The following is a 17397-nucleotide window of genomic DNA, read 5'->3' as shown; positions in this document are numbered from 1 at the left end:
CGCCTGGCCGGCTGCGGCGTTGCTCGTCGGTCACAGCCCCAAAACGGGGATGCTCCCTCCTCGCGCCTTGCATCCGGCCAGGCGGCGCTCCCGCCAAAACCGGAATTTATTTTTGCACAGACCCTTAGTCTCGCAAGAGATCGAGTTGCCAGGCCATCAAGTCGCCGGTTCGTCCGTCCCCGTCCAGGGCCAGCGCCACCAGCGCGGACCGGCTGGCGATCAAGCTGGGATCGATGTTCAATTGCGCGGCGCGCTCATCTCGCCGCCGCTTGAATTCCTCAAACCGGCTCTGCTCTGTCTGGGTGAGGCGGCGTCCGTAGCCGCGCCGATGTTTGGGGTGCGCCGAGGCCGGACAATGCAGGCCGCGCTCCAGCGCTTCCATCATTCTCGCCTGGCGCACGGGCGAGAAAGCGACGGGGACGAGTTCCGACACGGGCCGGTTTTCGGACGCCTCGGCGGCGAGGGCGGTCAGTTTTTCGTGGCTCAGAATAAAGTACGGCGGCCTGTTCTTTTCGATCGCTTCCCGTTCCCGCCAATGCCAGAGCTCGCGCAGAATGGCCAGGCCCCGCCGGCTGAGCCGATCGCTGCCTTTCACGCGCCAAACCTCGTCCGGATCCAGGATTCGATCCTGCGCGCATTCCTGAACGACCCGCGCGCAGACTTCGCGGAGCCAGGACAGGCGTCCAAGTTTTTCCAGATGACTGGACAGCGTTTCCGCCAAAGGACGGAGGTAGCGCGTGTCGTTGCGCGCGTATTGTTCCATGCGCTCGGACAGGGGACGCCGGGCCCAGTTCATTTTTTGAGGCCCCTTCTCCAACTGGATCTCCAGCGCCTTCGCGGCCAGATGCACCAACCCGAATTCCTCATAGCCGAGCAAGCGCGCGGCCCACATCGTGTCGAAGATCGCGCTCGGACGAAATCGAAAGCTCTTCCACAAAAGGCGCAGATCGTAATCCGCGCCATGGAGAATCAATTCACGGTCTTGCAAGGCGTCCAGGAGCGGAGTCAGATCGACTTTGGCCAGCGAATCGATGATCGCGTTTTCTCCCGGCAAGCTGATCTGCATCAGGCAAAGTTTCTCCGGATACGCGTGCAAACTGTCCGCCTCCGTATCGAGAGCGATCCATTCCGCCGACTGAATGCGGTGGATGAGAGCCGCGAGCTTTGGAGCATTATCGATCACGGCGCTACATAAACCCAAGGGCCAATCACGCGAAAGACGATTCTTCATTTGGCGCCAAAACTTGACGGCTCCAGCCGGGCCGAGTTCAATCGCGGCAGTTTGAGCTGCCCACTTGCATGAACCTGGTATCTGCTTTCGCGCGCTCGGTCGATCAAAACGCTGCCAAAACCGCTTTGTTCTGGGGAGACTCGGTGTATTCGTACCGCGATTTCGCCGCGCAGTCCGCCGGCCTGGCCCGAAAACTTCAGCAGGCTTTTCACGTCCAACCCGGGGACCGCGTTGGAATCTGGCTCAAAAACTGTCCCGAATTCGTCTCCGCCCTGTTTGGCATCCTGAACGCCGGCGCCGTCGTGGTGCCAATCAACAATTTTCTCAAGCCCCAGGAAGTCGAGTATATCCTGCGGGACGCCGGCATCCGCGTCCTCGTCACCGAAGCGTCCATGGGTGACGCGCTGGCGCAGCTGGCCTCCGGTCTTCCGGAGCTTCGCTTCATTCACACGACTGATTTTGGCGGCCCGGAGAAGTCGGCCGTGGCGCCCGAACTTTCCTGCGCTCGAAAGCGCGAGGATCTCGCCGTGATTATCTACACTTCGGGAACGACCGGCCGTCCGAAAGGCGCGATGCTCACGCACGGCAACTTGCTGCACAACGTCGAGAGTTGCCGGCAGGTTCTCGAAGCGGTCAGCTTCGACCGTTTCGTGGTGTTGCTGCCCATGTTCCACAGCTTCATGCTGTGCGTCGGAATCCTGCTGCCCTTGCTCGTTGGCGGCTCGATTGTGCTGATCAAGTCGGTGCATCCGCCCAAAAACATCCTGCAGGAAATCATCCAACATGAAGCGACGATTCTGCCCGCCATTCCGCAATTGTTCCGCGCCCTGGCCAACGCGCCGGTGCCGCCGAATGTTCCGCTTCGCCTGTGCGTCAGTGGCGCCGCGCCTTTGCCGCGCGAAATCCAGAAGGAGTTCAACGCGAAATTCCCCGTGCCATTGATCGAAGGTTATGGCTTGAGCGAAGCCAGTCCGGTAGTGTCGCTGAATCCTATCCACGGCCCGTGGAAAACCGGCTCCATCGGAAAGCCGATCCCCGACGTGGAGGTCTGCGTCCAAAACGACGCCGGCGAAAGGTTGCCGGACGGCGAGGTCGGAGAGATTTGCGTGCGGGGCGGCAACGTGATGGCGGGTTATTGGAATCAACCCGAAGAAACCGCCAAGGCGCTGCGCAACAGCTGGCTGCTCACTGGCGACCTCGGTTATCGCGATGCCGAGGGCTATTTTTACATTACGGACCGGAAGAAGGACATGCTCCTGGTCAATGGCATCAATGTCTATCCGCGCGAAATCGAGGAAGTCATTTATCAGTTCCCGGGCATCAAAGAAGCCGCGGTGGTGGGCGTGCCCGATCCGCGCAAAGGCGAACAGCCGATTGCGTTTGCCGTGGCGGACGACGGCGCGGCGCCGGACGAGAAAGCTCTGCTCCAGTTTGTGCGCGGCAAGCTCGCCGACTACAAAGTGCCGCGCAAAGTCGTTTTCCTGCCGAGTCTGCCCCGCAACGCCACCGGGAAGATCCTCAAGACGGCTTTGCGTCAAATGCCCATCTGATTTGTGGCCCACGCCCTCAACCCACTTGCATTATGACACCCCGATCTCTCGTCCGCCGCGATTCAGTTGAACAAAAGGCAACAAAGAGAACGAAGACTCGCAGCTTCGGGAATGGCAGATTTGGCCACGCGGGCATTGCACGGCTGTTCAGTCCGCGCGACGAGGGCGACTCGAATCCAATCAATTCCTCTGTTCTTCGGTTCCTTCGTTTGCTTTTGTTAAGATCGAGATGGTCGCAGTTTATTGCTTCTGTCTGCGCGTGTTCTTTTCTGGTGCCCGTCCATTTTTGTGAGGGCGCCGCGGGTCCTGCCGATCGGCCCGCTTATCCCCGCGTCGATCTCACGCCGTGGTATGAAGTCGATCCGGCCTGGCCGCAGCGCCCGGCGCATTGCAGGTGGGCCGAGATGCCCGGCCTCGCGGTGGACAAACAGGACAACGTTTGGATCTTCACGCGCACCAATCCTCCTGTGCAGGTCTATACCGCGAGCGGCCAGTTCGTCCGCGCCTGGGGCGAAGATATCGTAGGCCGCGCGCATCACATCAAAATCGACCGCCAGGGAAGCGTCTGGCTTTCAGACATCGGCTTGCACGTGGTGCGGAAATGCACGCCCGAAGGCAAAGTGCTGCTCACGCTCGGCACCCCCGGTGAAAAGGGCGAAGACGCCAGGCACCTGAATTTACCCACGGACATGGCGATCGCGCCGAACGGAGACATTTTCGTCTCGGACGGCTACGGCAACGCGCGCGTCGTCCACTTTGACAAGAACGGTAAATTCCTCAAAGCGTGGGGATCGCTCGGCACGGGCGCCCAACACTTCAGCATCCCCCACGCCATCGAGATGGATTCCAAAGGCCGTCTTTACGTGGCGGACCGCAACAACGTGCGGATTCAAGTTTATGATCGAAACGGAAAGTTGCTCGACTCGTGGCGCGACGTGATCGTGCCCTGGGGTTTCTGGATGAGCAGCAAGGACGAGGTTTGGGTTTGCGGCTCATCCCCGATGCAATGGCGGATCGATCCGAAGTATCCGACGGCGCCGCTCGGTTGTCCGCCCAAGGATCAAGTCTTCATGAAGTTCAACACGGACGGCAAACTTCTCCAGCTCTGGACGGTGCCCAAAGGCGAGGACGGCCAGGAAAAGGCCGGCGAACTGAATTGGGTCCACTGCCTGGCGTTCGATTCCAAGGGCAATCTCTACGCCGGCGACATCATCGGCAAGCGCGCGCAGAAGTTTGTGCGGAAGAACTGAGCGGGCGCTGCGGGCGAGCCATGGAAACTTCCGTGGTCTCCAAACCGTGTGCATACGGCACAGGAAGCCATTAACCCGGTAAGAGCCTGTCTGAAAATTGTCTTCTGGTGGAACAGGCCACCGGCCTGTTGCGCGGGCTACCAGCCCGCCGGGCCTTTTGGCGGCAGGTTGCCGCCAAACACGGGCTGGTAGCCCGTTCCACCCATTTTTCAGACAGGACTGGTGCGCCCTCCTGATTATCGGAGCGTTTGTGGCTTTGGTGGTTGCTATGCGCGCTATGCTTTGAAACTCAGATGATTTCCCGGATGGGATTTCCCGAATCGAGAATGGGGATCGGCCGGCCAGAATTGTCGAGAAAAGTCTGCCGCGGATCGATGCCGAGGACGTGATAAACGGTGGCGAGCACGTCCGCCGGAGTGAGCGGGCGTTCGATGGGACGTTCGCCTTTGTCATTGGTCGCGCCCACCACTTGCCCGGTCCGCAGACCTCCGCCCGCGAGCATGACGGAAAACGCTTCGCCCCAGTGATCGCGGCCCGGCACGGAAATGCCTGGCTGGCCCTGGTTCAAGCGCGGGGTGCGGCCAAACTCACCCATCACGAGCACGAGCACATCCTTGAGCATGCCACGGTCGGCGAGGTCTTGAACGAGCGCGCCCACGGCTTTGTCCATCACCGGCAGTTTTGCGCCGTGGCCTTTCTCGATTTGTGAATGGTCGTCCCAATGAGGCATATCGACCGTGACGAAACTCACGCCCGCCTCAACTAATCGGCGGGCCATCAGAGTGTAGTGCCCCCAAGAGCCGCGTCCGTAGCGGTCGCGCGTCTCCGGCTTTTCCTTTTCGATATCGAACGCTTCGCGCGCCTTGTTGCCGAGTAGCAGATTGATCGCTTGCTGGTTGTAGTGATCCATCGCGTCCATCGTGCCGCTTTTGTCGAGGTCACGGCGCAGATGATCCAGATGCGTCAGCAAATCGACTCGGCCACGGATGCGCTCCGGTTGCGCCGCAGGGTTTTCGAGGAACTTGGGCGGTTGAATCTTCGATTTGTCCGTCGCGCCCAGATATTTTTGCTGCGTGTTTGCGTCGAAAGGATTGTAAGCCGCGCCGAGATAAGCCGCGCCCTGGTAACCGGGAAAAATGTAGATACTCTGCGCCGCCGGCAAACCCACGTAAGCCGGAACGCCCGGGGCATTCGCGCCCCGCACCCGCGCCACGTACGAGCCGACGGATGGATATTTCTGCGGCAGGTCGCTCGCATGAGATCCGTAACGGCCGGTGAGCATCCAGTGCGCGGCTGCGAAATGATCGCCGTTGTTGTGGTGCAAAGAGCGGATGAAAACCATCTTGTCCGCGCGCTTCGCGTGTTCCGGCAACATTTCGGAAATCCGGATGCCCGACACGTTCGTCTCGATCGCACGCCAGGGACCGCGGATCTCCATCGGCGCTTCGGGTTTTGGATCGTAAGTCTCCAGATGACTCGGCCCGCCATCGAGCCAGATCAGAATGACGGATTTCTTGTCCCGAGCGGCCGAGCCCGAAGCCTGGAGCCGGAGCAAGTCCGCTGACGTGAGACCGAGCAATCCCAGAAAGCCGGCCTTGATGGCGGACCGGCGGCTCATGCCCTGGCAATTGCTCGTCAATGCGCCGCTCTGGATCTGGAGCATACGCCCACAATAAACGCCGAAACGCACGGCGCTTCAAGTTGAAATTGCAGGTGCCGGTCACAATCGTCACAATGAAAGTTCCTGTAGGGAACAGACCCTGCTCTGCATCCGGCATGAACGTGGAACGATTTGACGCCATAACCTCCGGCTACTCGAAGCTTCGAGTCGCGGTGATTGGAGATTTCTGCCTGGACCGTTATCTGGAGATCGATCCAGGAAGGAAAGAAACCTCCATTGAGACCAGCCTCCCCGTCCATAATGTCGTGAACGTCCGGTCTCAACCTGGCGGCGCGGGAACCATTCTAAACAACCTGGTGGCGCTGGGTTTGAGGGAGATTATTCCGGTCGGCTTCTGCGGCGAAGACGGCGAAGGCTGGGAACTGCGGCGGGCGTTGCAGGGCAAACACGGCGTGCAATTGGATCATTTTGTGCCCACGTTCCAACGCCGCACGTTCACCTACACCAAACCGCTGGTCGTGGAGCCGGGGGAACCACCGGTGGAATTGAACCGCCTGGACATCAAGAATTGGACGCCGACGCCGCCCTCGGTCATCGAGTGTCTCCAGCAAGCTGCCTGGTATCTGGCCGGACACGTCGATACCTTCATTCTTTTGGACCAGGTCGATCTGGCCAACACCGGCGTCGTCTCGAAAAAGGTCCTGGAAATGATCGAACGCATCGCGCGCGAGTTTCCGGGCCTGCTCATCGTGGCGGACAGCCGGCGCGGTCTGCGGAATTTTCCCAAGGTCGTTTTCAAAATGAACAATGCCGAACTCGCGCGCCTCACCCGCGCCCGCGCCACCACGGACCTGGCCAAAATCCAAAAGCAAGCGGCCGGTCTGGCCCGCAAGCAAGGGCGCCGAGTCTTTGTCACGGTGGCCGAGCGCGGAATCGTCGGCGCTGATCCGAGCGGCGAAGTTCAGCACGTCCCGGCCTTGCCGGTGCGCGGCGAGATCGACGTGGTTGGCGCTGGAGATGCCGTGACGGCCAATCTCACCACGGCCCTGGCCGCAGGCGCCACGCTGCGGGAATGCCTGGAGCTGGCGATGCTGGGCGCGTCGATTGTCATCCACCAGTTGGGGACGACGGGAACGGCCTCCGTGCAAGAACTCCGCGCTTTGCTCAAAAAGACAGCGATCTCTGCCGACTGAGCCACACCTTTTTGAAGTCGAAAATCAGAAAGATTGAAAGGATTTCTGAACCGCAGATTTCGCGGATGGGCGCGGATAGGCACAGAACCCGATCGGGTGGTCTGATTCTTATCCGCGCCATCCGCGTGATCCGCGGTTTGTTAACTCGCGGCTTCGTCGCGTTGGGTACCCTCATGGCCAGGCCGCGATCAAGCCTTGTTCCGTTCCTTGCGATGCTGACTGCGCTTGGTTCGTGCACGCACTTAAATACACCGATTCGGGAAACTGCTCTGGCTCGCCACGAATTCACCCAGCCGCAAATGGGCGTGGCTTTTCGGATCGTGCTGTATGCGCCGAGCGCGTCGAAAGCCGAAGGCGCAGCCGCGGCAGCGTTCAACCGGATCAAAGAACTGAACGCCATCATGAGCGATTACGAGACGGAGAGCGAATTGAGCCGCCTCTCCCGGACGGCGGGCCAGGGAGCCGAGGCGCCGTTGAGTCCGGATCTGTGGACGATTCTGGAACGGTCCCAGGCTCTGGCGCGCCGGACCGGTGGCGCGTTTGACGTCACGGTCGGCCCTTGCGTGAATCTATGGCGAAGAGCACGGAGAGTTCGCGAACTCCCCGATCCGAAACGCCTGGCCGAAGCGCGCAAGGCGGTTGGTTATCGGAACCTTCAACTCAATCCCAGGACGCGAACGGCGCGGCTGCTCGTTCCGGGAATGCGCCTCGATTTGGGCGGGATCGCCAAAGGCTACGCCGTGGATGAAGCGCTAAAGGTGCTCCGCGCGCAGGGGATTGAACGGGCTCTGGTCGCGGGTGACGGCGATATTGGCGTGGGTGAACCTCCGCCTGGACGGCCCGGCTGGCGCATCGGAATTGCCACGCTTGATGTGCCGAACGCCCCCACCAACCGATACGTGCTGCTCAAGCACGCCGCGATTTCGACGTCCGGCGATTTGTCTCAGCGATTGGAGATCGGCGGCGTGCGTTACTCTCACCTCGTCGATCCGCACACGGGCGTCGGCGTGACCGATCACAGCCTGGTGACTGTCATCGCACGCGACAGCACCACCGCCGACAGCCTGGCGACTGCCGTCAGCGTGCTCGGGCCGGAGAAGGGGTTGAAGTTAATTGATCGAACTCCCGGAGCTGCGGCGAGAATTGTCCGGAGTCCGGAGGAGAGGCTCGAAACGTACGAGTCGAAACCTTTTCAGTCGTTTCTCGATCCGGACTGAACCCACCCCTTCGCCCCACCCAGGAGGGGCAAGAGGGGAAACATCGGCAGCGCGTGCGTTTATTCGGCTCCCCTCCTGGGAGGGGAAGGGGTGAGTTTCTTACATCCGGCCTTCCATTACGCCTGCGCCGCGACGGGAACCACGGGCGGATCCTTGAAGATATCGTGAACGCTTGGCATGGGTGGAAGCAAAGTGCGGAAATCGCCCCACTGCATCTTGGAGGAATCCTTGTAAACCTGCTCCGGACCGTAAGCGAACTTCGAGTTCAGGATTGCGTCCCACTCCACCGCGCTGCCGCTGTAGGCCGCCTCGCGGCCCATGATGCAAGTGAGCGTGCTGTCCGTGACGTTCTTGGCCTCGTTCAACTCGGTGTCGGTCAGAATGGCGTTGATCAGGTTAATGTGCTCCTGGACGTAGCCGCTCACGAACTTCTCACGGAAACGGAAGAGTGTCTTGCCGCTCCTCGACAAGATCGTGTTCGCCGGATTGGCCGAGCCGTTCGTGCCGTGGACCCCTTCGCTCACCGACGCCCAGTTGCGCTTGATCTGGCCGCAGTAGCTGAACATGCGGACGCCGTTGGCGTACTCGAATTCAACGTCGAAGTTGTCCCAGATTTCTCCGGACTTGTTGCCGAGTTGCTGGCGGGAGCCCTGGCCCCAGCATTTCACTGGGTGGCCGCCCATAATCCAGTTGCAGACGTCGATGTTGTGGACGTGCTGTTCGCAAATGTGATCGCCGCTCAACCAGATGTAATGGTACCAATTGGACACCTGTTTCTCCAACGCGGTTTCGCCGCGCTCGCCTCGGTGCCAGATCGGGCCGCCATTGACCCAGTAAGCGCGCAAGGCGACGATGTCGCCGATCATCCCATCCTGGATGCGCTTGATGGTCTCGTTGTAATTGGCCTCGTGACGGCGCTGGGTGCCGGCCGCAACTTTCAAACCCTTCTTCTTGGCCAATTCGCCGGCTGCATAAACGATCTGCGCGCCGGGACCGTCCACGGCCACCGGTTTCTCCATGAAGACATGCTTGCCGGCTTCGATGCAGGCTTTGAAGTGTGCCGGACGAAATCCGGGCGGCGTCGCCATCACGGCATAATTGACTCCCGGAACTTCCAGCGCTCGCATGTAAGCGTCGAACCCTCCAAAGCACTTGTCGTCCGGCACATTGAACCGCGCGCCGGCCGCTCGGGCCTGGCTGGGGAAAATGTCCGCCACGGCGACGATTTTCGCATCGACGCCGACGTTCTTGCCGGCTTCGAGGAAATTGCCACCGGCGCCCGAACCGCGGCCGCCCACGCCGATAATGATCGCATTCATGGGTTGCCTGGCCTGGGCGTTAACGGACGGAAATTGGACGGCGGCCACGGTGCCGGCGGCGACCGAGGCGCCTTTCAGGAATTGGCGGCGGGAAATAGGAGAGGATTCTTTCATGGGATGTTGCGTGTCGTTGAGTTTCGCTGGTTCGTTCATGATGTCTTTTGAATGGGCTTACGTCTCACATACAAACCGATTTGACGTTGATCCGGGTCAAGAGGATTCGAGTCCATCGGTGCTTCCTGGAACCCCGCGAAATTAATCTTTTTCAACGCCGCTTGTCCAATACTTAGATAGCTCCTCCGGCGGGGGGACTTTGAGCGGCCGAATCACGCGGAAGCCGATGAATTGGGCGTCGGTCAGATACCAGATGCTCTTGGGCAATTGCGGATCCTGCTGCTTCCAGCTTCGGTCCGAAGCCCGGCGCGCGGCGCTGCGCAGTTGTTCGGGTTCGTCATCCCAGGAACCGCCGCGTGCCACGTGCGGATATGGCTTGGTCGCCTTGTTCCATGGGCTCGCAGCCAGCGTGCTCACGAACTGCTTGTAGTAATCCGGGTCGTGCTGGTCCAGGGTCCATTCCGCAATGTTTCCGTGCATGTCGTGAAGGCCCCAGGGGTTCGGCTTCTTCTTGCCGATCTTTTGGTACTTGCCATCGCTGTTGTCCACAAACCACGCGTAATCGCCCCGCTTCGCGGAATCGTCGCCGAAGAAGTACGCCGTCGTCGTGCCGGCGCGGCAGGCGTACTCCCATTCCGCTTCGGTGGGCAACCGATAAAAGCGGCCCGTCTTCGCGCTCAGCCACTGGCAATATTTGTTCGCCGCGTGCTGCGTCATGCTGATGGCGGGGAAACCGTCCTTGCCCATGCCGAAGCTCATCTCCACGTACGGAGCCGTGGGACGGCTGACGGCGTCGGCGCCCGGAAATTGCGCCGGGTTGTATTGGCGGAGCGCGCGGATCTTCTTTTCTTCCTCCGGATACATGAACAACTCGTACTCATTCCAGGTCACCTCGTGTTTGCCCATCCAGAACGGCTCGATGGCAACGCGGTGTTGCGGACCTTCGTCCGGCTTGCGGCCGCGTTCTTTTTCCGGACTGCCCATGACGAATTCGCCGCCCAGGATCGGCACCATGTCGAACGTGACGTCCGTTCCGGAAATCTTGTCGGTGTAAATCTTCATCTGAGTCTGGTTCGTCACGTCGAGCTTGGCCAGGATCGCCTGGTGAATCGCGTTCACCGTCTCCAAATCTTCGGTCGCGGCTTGCTCGGCCTTGCGGGGAACGAGCTTGATTCCGTCCGGCCAGGCTGCGCCTTGCATGATCCAATCCCACAAAAGGTCCAACTTGTCCGCCGGCAAGGGGCCGCCCTTAGACTTTGGCGGCATCAAGAACTCGTGATCGGAGCGCAGGACGGTGGTGGTATAAAGCGGGCTGGACAGTGGTTTTCCCGGATTGAGCGCCGGACCATTGTCCCCGCCTTTGAACGCCCATTCCTTCGTGTCCAACCGCAGCCCGCCGTCATCGTGGCCTTCCCGATGGCAGCTCACGCAGGAGAATTCGAGGATTGGTTGGATATCTCTCACGAAATCAATTTTCCGCGCCACCGCCAAGGTGATGGAGTCCGGCCAAACCGCCCCTTGCTCGATCCATCGGCGGAGAAGCTCGGTCTTGTCCTTGGGCAAGGGGCCGCCTTTGGACGGGGGCGGCATCAAGGCATCGTCGTCGGCTGGCAAAATCGTGAGCTTGTAGAGCGGGCTTTCATCCGGCTTGCCGGGGACCAGCGACGTGCCGTTATCCCCGCCCTTGATCGCTCCGCTCCGGGTGTCGAGCCGAAGGCGGCCTTTGGGCTTCTCGGGCCCGTGGCAACTCAAACAGCTTGTTTCCAGGATCGGCTTGATGTGCTGCGTGAAGTCCACTTTTTCTTGCGCCTGGACCGATGCAAAATTCGGTGAAGCCAGGGCGGCCAGAACACAAACCAGCGTTGATGATGAGCGATTCATTTGTGATAGCGCGATTGATCAAGCTACTTTTGGCGGGCATCCAGCTAATGTCAACATCGGCCAAAGCGGCAACTCTGCTCATGAAGCGGTAGGGACGGATTGTGATCAAGCTCGTCGGACAATTGCCAACCCGAAGCCAAATGAACTTTGGCGGATAGCCGAACACAACGGCTCTCTGGCAGAAATCCGTGTCCTTGGAGACGATCGAAAACCCACGCTGCTGCGCCCACGCCCAAACAACGCTATCGTCGGCTTCCTTGAGGCCAACGGCCTTTAGGTGGGTGGAACCAGGAAACAAGTCAGCAATCTGCTGAACGATCCGAGACGTTCTCATCCAGCAAAAGCTTCACGCGGGTGCCACGAAAAGTTTCCGCTCACGATCTGCCGCAAAGGCCAGGCACGCCTTAATGTCATCGTGGGTGAGTTCAGAGAAGTCCTCTAGAATCTCCGCTTCGGTCATGCCTCCGGTCAGATACTCAAGAATGTCCTGAACCGTGATGCGCATGCCACGAATACAAGGCTTGGCGCTTCGCTTGCCCGGCTCAATCGTAATGATCTTCGAATAGTCCATGTAGGAATTCTAATTCCCAATCCCAACGCCGATCCGAAGCAGCCGCAAATTCGTGGCGCGCCAACTCTCGGATTCACCCGATGAGCCGATGCCACACAGCGACCTGGATCGTGGCGATCAGATTCATCAGCGCGTGCATGAAGATGGCCGCATACAGCGAACCGGTCTTGAGTCGCGCGTAGCCTAACAGCAGCCCCGCCACGAAGATCGTTGCCATGCCGTAAAGGTCGTATTGCAGATGAATGGCGGCCCAGACGGCGGATGTCAAAAGGATCGCGCCCCAGCCGCCGATTCTCGAATGCGCCAGGCCTTGGAAGAGGAATCCGCGAAAGAGCGTCTCTTCGCCCAAAGGCGCAGCCACGATGACCGCGAGCCAGAGCAAAGGCGCGAAGCCGGCGGTTTGATAGGCGTCGCGCATGAACTCCGGCACAATCGGGCGGCCCAGCAGCGACGTGAGGCCGTCGCTCGCCACCATGACGGCGCCCAGCGCAAGGCTCCAACGAAACAACGCGCGGCCTGTCACCGGCTTCAACCCAAGATAATCCGAGACCGGAAGCGTCCGGCGAGCGGCGGCAAACACCCAGGCCAGCCCGATGGCGACCGGCGCGGTGGCGCACGTGGCCACGGCCAGGAAAAGCCCGTTCGACTCGATGCCCTCCAACGCCGCCCTTTGTCCGAGCAAGCCCGCGACGAACAACCAGGCAAACGTAATGGCCACTTGCGTGAGAATCACTCCCACGCCGATGACCAAAGTCAGTCCCAGGCTCGCCCAAAAACCCCAAGGTTCGATGGCCAAATTCTCCTCCTGAGAAGCTTCCACGGCCTCCCAGCCGTGCGCACGGCCCTCGAACCGAAACCCGCGCGGACCGCCGCCTCTAGGCTGTTTCGGCCCACTCTCTGCAGGCGAGCATTGAAGCGGACTAAAGGCCACAGTCCGAGAAGACGGTTCATGGAAAGGGTGAAGGGGTGGGGATGGCACCGGCAAGTCCCCCTTCAATTCGGCAATCGAAACGTCCGCAATCCGCGCCTTGATCAGATCCGCCTTCTGCAATGTTTCCGCGCCGAAACTTTGCGCCACGGCGACGCAACGCATGCCCGCAGCCTTCGCGGCTTGCACGCCGTTGACGGCATCCTCGATGACCACGCAATCGGAAGGCGCAACTTGGAGCTTGGCCGCCGCAGCCAGAAAAATGTCGGCCGCGGGCTTTTTGAATTTCACGTCCTCCGCGCAGACGAGGGCGTCCCATTGGTCCGGAGGCAGCCCGATCTTGCGAAGGTTCGCTTCGATTTTGATGCGGTCGGCGCTGGAGGCGACGGCGACTTTGAGTCCGGCGGCCCGGCACGATTGGACGAGACTCACCGCGCCGGGAAACGCCTGAAGGCGCGCCGGCACCAGTTCCAGATAGATTTCGTAGGTGCGCCGTTTCCCGGCGGCCAGGTCGAGAGGGAAGCGGTATTTCTCAGCGACGCCCCCGAGGTAGCGATCCTCGCCGGTGCCGATGAACGGGAGGAAATCCTCGGGCTGAACGGCGAGTCCCCTTTCGTGAAACATCCGAACCGCCGCCTCGTTGATGAGCGGTTCGGAATCCGTCAGCACGCCGTCCATGTCGAAAACGACGGCGCGAATCTGGTTCGGTTGCGGCATCAACGAAGCTTGCGAGAATCGGCCACTGCTGGCGACTCGAAAGGATATATTACGTCCAGAGTTGGCGGTCCAACGAGCGGAACTGAATCGCTTCGGAGACGTGGTCCGAGAGAATCTGTGGCGAGCCGGCCAGGTCGGCCATGGTGCGCGCGACTTTCAAGATGCGGTCGTAGGCGCGGGCGCTGAGGTGAAAGTCGTCCATGGCGTTCTTCAGCAGTTCCAGCGTGCGTTCGTCGAGCGGGCAATACACTTTCAAGTCGCGGCTGCTCATGCGCGCGTTGCACGTGATGCGCGACCGCGCTTCGAACCGTTCCTGCTGCCGTCGCCGCGCCGCCACGACGCGCTCCCGGATTTGCGCGGAGGTTTCCCCGGTCCTGGCGCTGGCGATCTCTTTGAAGGGCACCGCCGGAACTTCGACGTGCAGGTCGATGCGGTCAAGCAACGGTCCGGAGATTCGGCCCAGGTAATTCTGAATTTCGCGCGGGGAGCTGCGGGATTCGTGCGGCATCTTTCCGTCGGGCGTTGGGTTCATCGCCGCCACGAGCATGAATTGCGACGGGAAGGTCATGGAACCGGCGGCGCGCGAAATCGTCACGCGCCCTTCTTCCAGCGGCTGCCGCAGCGTTTCCAGAACGTTGCGTTTGAACTCCGGCAATTCGTCCAGGAACAGCACGCCATGATGCGCGATGGAGATTTCACCCGGCGTCGGGTTCGCGTTTCCGCCGAGCAATCCGGCGTCGCTGACGGTGTGGTGCGGCGCGCGGAAAGGCCGCCGCGTCACGAGCGCCTGACGCGGCTCCAACAACCCGACGATGCTGTGAATTTTGGTCGTCTCCAACGCCTCCGGCAACGTGAGCGGCGGCAGAATGGTGGGCAGCCGTTTCGCGAGCATCGATTTGCCGGTGCCGGGCGGCCCGATGAGCAGCACGTTGTGGCCGCCGGCGGCGGCGATTTCCAGCGCGCGCTTCACGGATTCCTGGCCTTTGACCTCAGCGAAATCCAGGTCGTCCTCGAGCGGTTCGGCGAAGAGCGACGCGATATCCACGCGCGTGGGCGCAATGTTCACTTCGCCTTCGAGAAAGGAAATGGCCTCGCGCAGATTTTGGACGGGGATCACTTGCAGACCGGCGACGACGGCGGCTTCAGGGGCATTTTCCGTCGGCACCAACACGCCACGGCGGCCCTCGGCTTTGGCGCGAAGGGCGACCGGCAAGACACCTTTGACGGCGCGCACCGCGCCGGTCAGCGCGAGTTCACCGACCAGGACGAAGTTTTCGAGCTGGCCGGACTCGAATTGTTCGCTCGCGGCGAGCATGCCGACGGCGATGGGCAGATCGAAACTGGGGCCTTCCTTTTTGACGTCGGCGGGCGCGAGATTGATCGTCGAGCGTCCGAGCGGGAATTTGAAACCGGAGTTGGTAATCGCGGTACTGACGCGGTCGCGGGATTCTTTGACGGCGGCGTCGGGCAAACCCACGATGACGACGACCGTGTCTCCCCAACCTGCATTGACCTCCACTTCGACCGGATACGCTTCAATACCGTTGACGGCTGCACTACACACCTTGGCGAGCATGGAGGAAGTATATGAGGCAAAACGCGCACAAGAGCAATGCGATTTTTGCGGCCTCAAAAGAGACGGTGCATCCACATGTTGCCGGTGGCACAGGCAACTTGCCTGTGCCGTCCGGCTACCAGCCGGACGGAACGGTCGCGGATCAGTCCCGGACGGATCGCAAGGAATTACGCGCGACCTTTCACGCGGCAGGTTGCCGCGCGAGGCGGGCTGGTAGCCCGCTCCACCCAGCCAGGGCCTTCATGGAACCGACAACTTGTGGACGCACTGGCTTCAGCAGCCTCGAGCGCACAGGCTGGAAGCGCGGCCCGGGCTGTGGCATAGTCCCGCCGCATGTTTTGCATCGGTTCGCTCGAACTTAAATCGAATTTGTTTCTGTCGCCGCTGGCGGGTTACACCAACTTGCCCTTTCGGCTGACGCTGCGCGAACTCGGCGGCCTGGTTCTGGCCACGACCGATCTGGTCAACGCCCGCTCGTTGCTGGAGAAGAACCGCAAAGCGCTCAAGCTCATTGAAAGTTGTCCGGCGGACCAGCCCCTGGCGGTCCAATTGTTCGGTTCGGTCCCGGAGGAGATGCGCGACGCCGCGGTTTATCTAGAATCCATCGGCATTTCCGCGGTCGACATCAACATGGGCTGTCCGGTGCGCAAGGTCTGCCGCATCGGCGGCGGATCGGCGATGATGACCGATCTGGAGCGCACGGCGAAGCTCGTGAAAGGGATGGTCGAGGCCGTGAAGATTCCGGTGACGGCGAAGATGCGGCTGGGTTGGGACGACGCGAACTGGACGGCGCCCGATCTGGCGCGAGTGCTGGAGGACGTCGGCGTCGCAGCGATCGCCGTTCATGGGCGCACGCGCGAACAGGGATTTGGCGGCGTGGTCAAGCTGGCCGGCATTCGCGCGGTGGTCCAGGCGGTGAAACGGATTCCGGTCATTGGCAACGGCGACATCACCACCCCGCAGGCCGCGAAACAAATGTTAGACGAGACCGGCTGCGCGGGCGTGAGCATTGGCCGGGGCGCATTTTACAACCCGTGGATCTTCCGGCACACGGATCATTTTCTTTCGACAGGCGAACTGCGGCCGGAGCCGGCGTTCGAGGAACGCATTCGCGTCATGCGCCGGCATCTGGATTTGATGGTGGAAGTTTTCGGGGAAGAACATGGCTGCCGGATGTTCCGGAAAGTTGCGCCGTGGTATGCGAAGCGGTTCGGCCCGGCCAGCGAATTCAACAAACGCGTCGTGACGATTTCATCGCGCGCCGATTTTTACGCGACCCTGGACCACTATCTGAAGTGGCGCGAACAATTCCTGGATGCCAACGGAAACCTGAAGCCGAATTATCAACCTCCGCCGCTGGTGTCTTCTTTCATGGACCCACCCGAGGCGGCAAAGCGGAATGCGATTCCCGTTCCGAAAGGCCCTGTGGAGCTGTGGTAGCCGAGTGCAGTTTTTGGCTTCAGAAAAGGAGAACTCAGATTCAGTCAGCAACCACGAATGAACACGAATCGGATTGAGTTCCGGCGCTTTCGCGACGCCCGCGCCACTGGCCACCTTTTCGTGACTCGCTGCCGACCAGTTCGATCGCCAATTTATCCCGTCCGAATTCGTGTGGATTCGTGTGCATTCGTGGTTGAACTGAACAGATACGGCTAAGAGCCTGTCTGAAAAATGGGTGGAACGGGCTACCAGCCCGTGTTTGGCGGCAACCTGCCGCCAAAAGGCCCGGCGGGCTGGTAGCCCGCCGCAACAGGCCGGTGGCCTGTTCCACCCAGAAGACAATTTTCAGACAGGCTCTAAGGCTTCACCGTGATCTTGGCCCAGTTGAGCCCGCGCCGGGCCGCGTACTCCGCCAGATAGCGCTCGTGCTCGATCAGCACGGCGCGCACGATCGCCGAATCGTCCGCGTGGCCGAATTCGGGATCTTTGTCGGGGATCAAATCGTACTGCCGATGCGCGTAGGCCAGCGCAAAAGCCGCGCTGGCCGTCGTGAGATAAGGAACGTCCTCCGCCGCGCCTTCGGCAAAGTCTTCCACCATGTCCGCCAGGAACTCCAGTTGATCCACCAGGTGCGGAAATTTCGGCGCATTGATGGTGGCGAATTCCACTTTCAAGAACGGGAGTTTCTTGTGAATGCCCTTCAGAATGCGAGGAGTGATCCGGCTGGTGCCCCGATGAACGAATTTTACGATCTCCGACATGCCGGGGAGTTTGCGCGAAATCGCCCGA

General features: G+C 60.7%; 13 protein-coding genes. 5 read left to right on the top strand and 8 right to left on the bottom strand.

From position 1 onward, the window contains the following. Nucleotides 1-124 precede the first annotated feature (124 nt). On the bottom strand, nucleotides 125-1231 hold the full coding sequence (locus tag FJ398_08120; GenBank protein ID MBM3837917.1) for a ribonuclease D: 1107 nt from the start codon (nucleotides 1229-1231) through the stop codon (nucleotides 125-127). 68 nt (nucleotides 1232-1299) lie between these two features. Here FJ398_08120 and FJ398_08115 point away from each other — a divergent pair, with 68 nt between their 5' ends. Continuing rightward, a complete protein-coding gene (locus FJ398_08115) occupies nucleotides 1300-2781 on the top strand; it encodes a long-chain fatty acid--CoA ligase (GenBank protein MBM3837916.1) in 1482 nt (493 codons plus the stop codon). A 32-nt stretch (nucleotides 2782-2813) separates the two neighbouring features. Continuing rightward, entirely contained in the window at nucleotides 2814-4031 is a 1218-nt protein-coding gene (locus FJ398_08110; protein MBM3837915.1) for a hypothetical protein, read from the top strand. Nucleotides 4032-4320: 289 nt separating this feature from the next. On the opposite strand, the gene FJ398_08105 is transcribed toward FJ398_08110, so the two are convergent. Beyond that, nucleotides 4321-5694, bottom strand: coding sequence for a DUF1501 domain-containing protein (locus tag FJ398_08105; GenBank protein MBM3837914.1), 1374 nt, complete (start codon nucleotides 5692-5694; stop codon nucleotides 4321-4323). A 113-nt stretch (nucleotides 5695-5807) separates the two neighbouring features. Between FJ398_08105 and FJ398_08100 the strand changes: the two genes are divergently transcribed. Both FJ398_08100 and FJ398_08095 read left to right on the top strand, forming a co-directional pair. Beyond that, nucleotides 5808-6845: a carbohydrate kinase gene (locus FJ398_08100; protein MBM3837913.1), complete on the top strand. Its 1038-nt coding sequence runs from the start codon at nucleotides 5808-5810 to the stop codon at nucleotides 6843-6845. 173 nt (nucleotides 6846-7018) lie between these two features. After that, nucleotides 7019-8062 carry an FAD:protein FMN transferase gene (locus FJ398_08095; GenBank protein ID MBM3837912.1) on the top strand — a complete coding sequence of 348 codons (1044 nt, stop codon included), beginning with the start codon at nucleotides 7019-7021 and terminating at the stop codon, nucleotides 8060-8062. A 116-nt stretch (nucleotides 8063-8178) separates the two neighbouring features. On the opposite strand, the gene FJ398_08090 is transcribed toward FJ398_08095, so the two are convergent. The 5 genes from FJ398_08090 to FJ398_08070 form a co-directional block, all read right to left on the bottom strand. After that, nucleotides 8179-9534, bottom strand: a complete 1356-nt coding sequence (locus FJ398_08090) for a Gfo/Idh/MocA family oxidoreductase (GenBank protein ID MBM3837911.1) — start codon at nucleotides 9532-9534, stop codon at nucleotides 8179-8181. 102 nt (nucleotides 9535-9636) lie between these two features. Beyond that, nucleotides 9637-11376, bottom strand: coding sequence for a hypothetical protein (locus tag FJ398_08085; GenBank protein MBM3837910.1), 1740 nt, complete (start codon nucleotides 11374-11376; stop codon nucleotides 9637-9639). Between the two features lie 346 nt (nucleotides 11377-11722). Next, on the bottom strand, nucleotides 11723-11947 hold the full coding sequence (locus tag FJ398_08080; GenBank protein ID MBM3837909.1) for a DUF433 domain-containing protein: 225 nt from the start codon (nucleotides 11945-11947) through the stop codon (nucleotides 11723-11725). A 73-nt stretch (nucleotides 11948-12020) separates the two neighbouring features. After that, a complete protein-coding gene (locus FJ398_08075; GenBank protein ID MBM3837908.1) occupies nucleotides 12021-13592 on the bottom strand; it encodes an HAD-IA family hydrolase in 1572 nt (523 codons plus the stop codon). A 49-nt stretch (nucleotides 13593-13641) separates the two neighbouring features. Beyond that, nucleotides 13642-15168 carry a YifB family Mg chelatase-like AAA ATPase gene (locus FJ398_08070; protein ID MBM3837907.1) on the bottom strand — a complete coding sequence of 509 codons (1527 nt, stop codon included), beginning with the start codon at nucleotides 15166-15168 and terminating at the stop codon, nucleotides 13642-13644. Nucleotides 15169-15501: 333 nt separating this feature from the next. Between FJ398_08070 and dusB the strand changes: the two genes are divergently transcribed. Further along, nucleotides 15502-16608 (top strand): tRNA dihydrouridine synthase DusB, encoded by a 1107-nt coding sequence (dusB, locus tag FJ398_08065; protein ID MBM3837906.1) that lies wholly within the window; start codon nucleotides 15502-15504, stop codon nucleotides 16606-16608. A gap of 356 nt (nucleotides 16609-16964) precedes the next feature. Here dusB and FJ398_08060 read toward each other — a convergent pair whose 3' ends face one another. Next, nucleotides 16965-17369, bottom strand: a complete 405-nt coding sequence (locus FJ398_08060) for a hypothetical protein (GenBank protein ID MBM3837905.1) — start codon at nucleotides 17367-17369, stop codon at nucleotides 16965-16967. Between the last annotated feature and the right edge of the window lie 28 nt (nucleotides 17370-17397).

It is taken from the genome of Verrucomicrobiota bacterium (assembly GCA_016871535.1).
Classification (GTDB): Bacteria; Verrucomicrobiota; Verrucomicrobiia; order Limisphaerales; family SIBE01; genus VHCZ01.
Note: the sequence above shows the minus strand (reverse complement) of the source record. Positions and strands in the feature narration are given on the sequence as shown.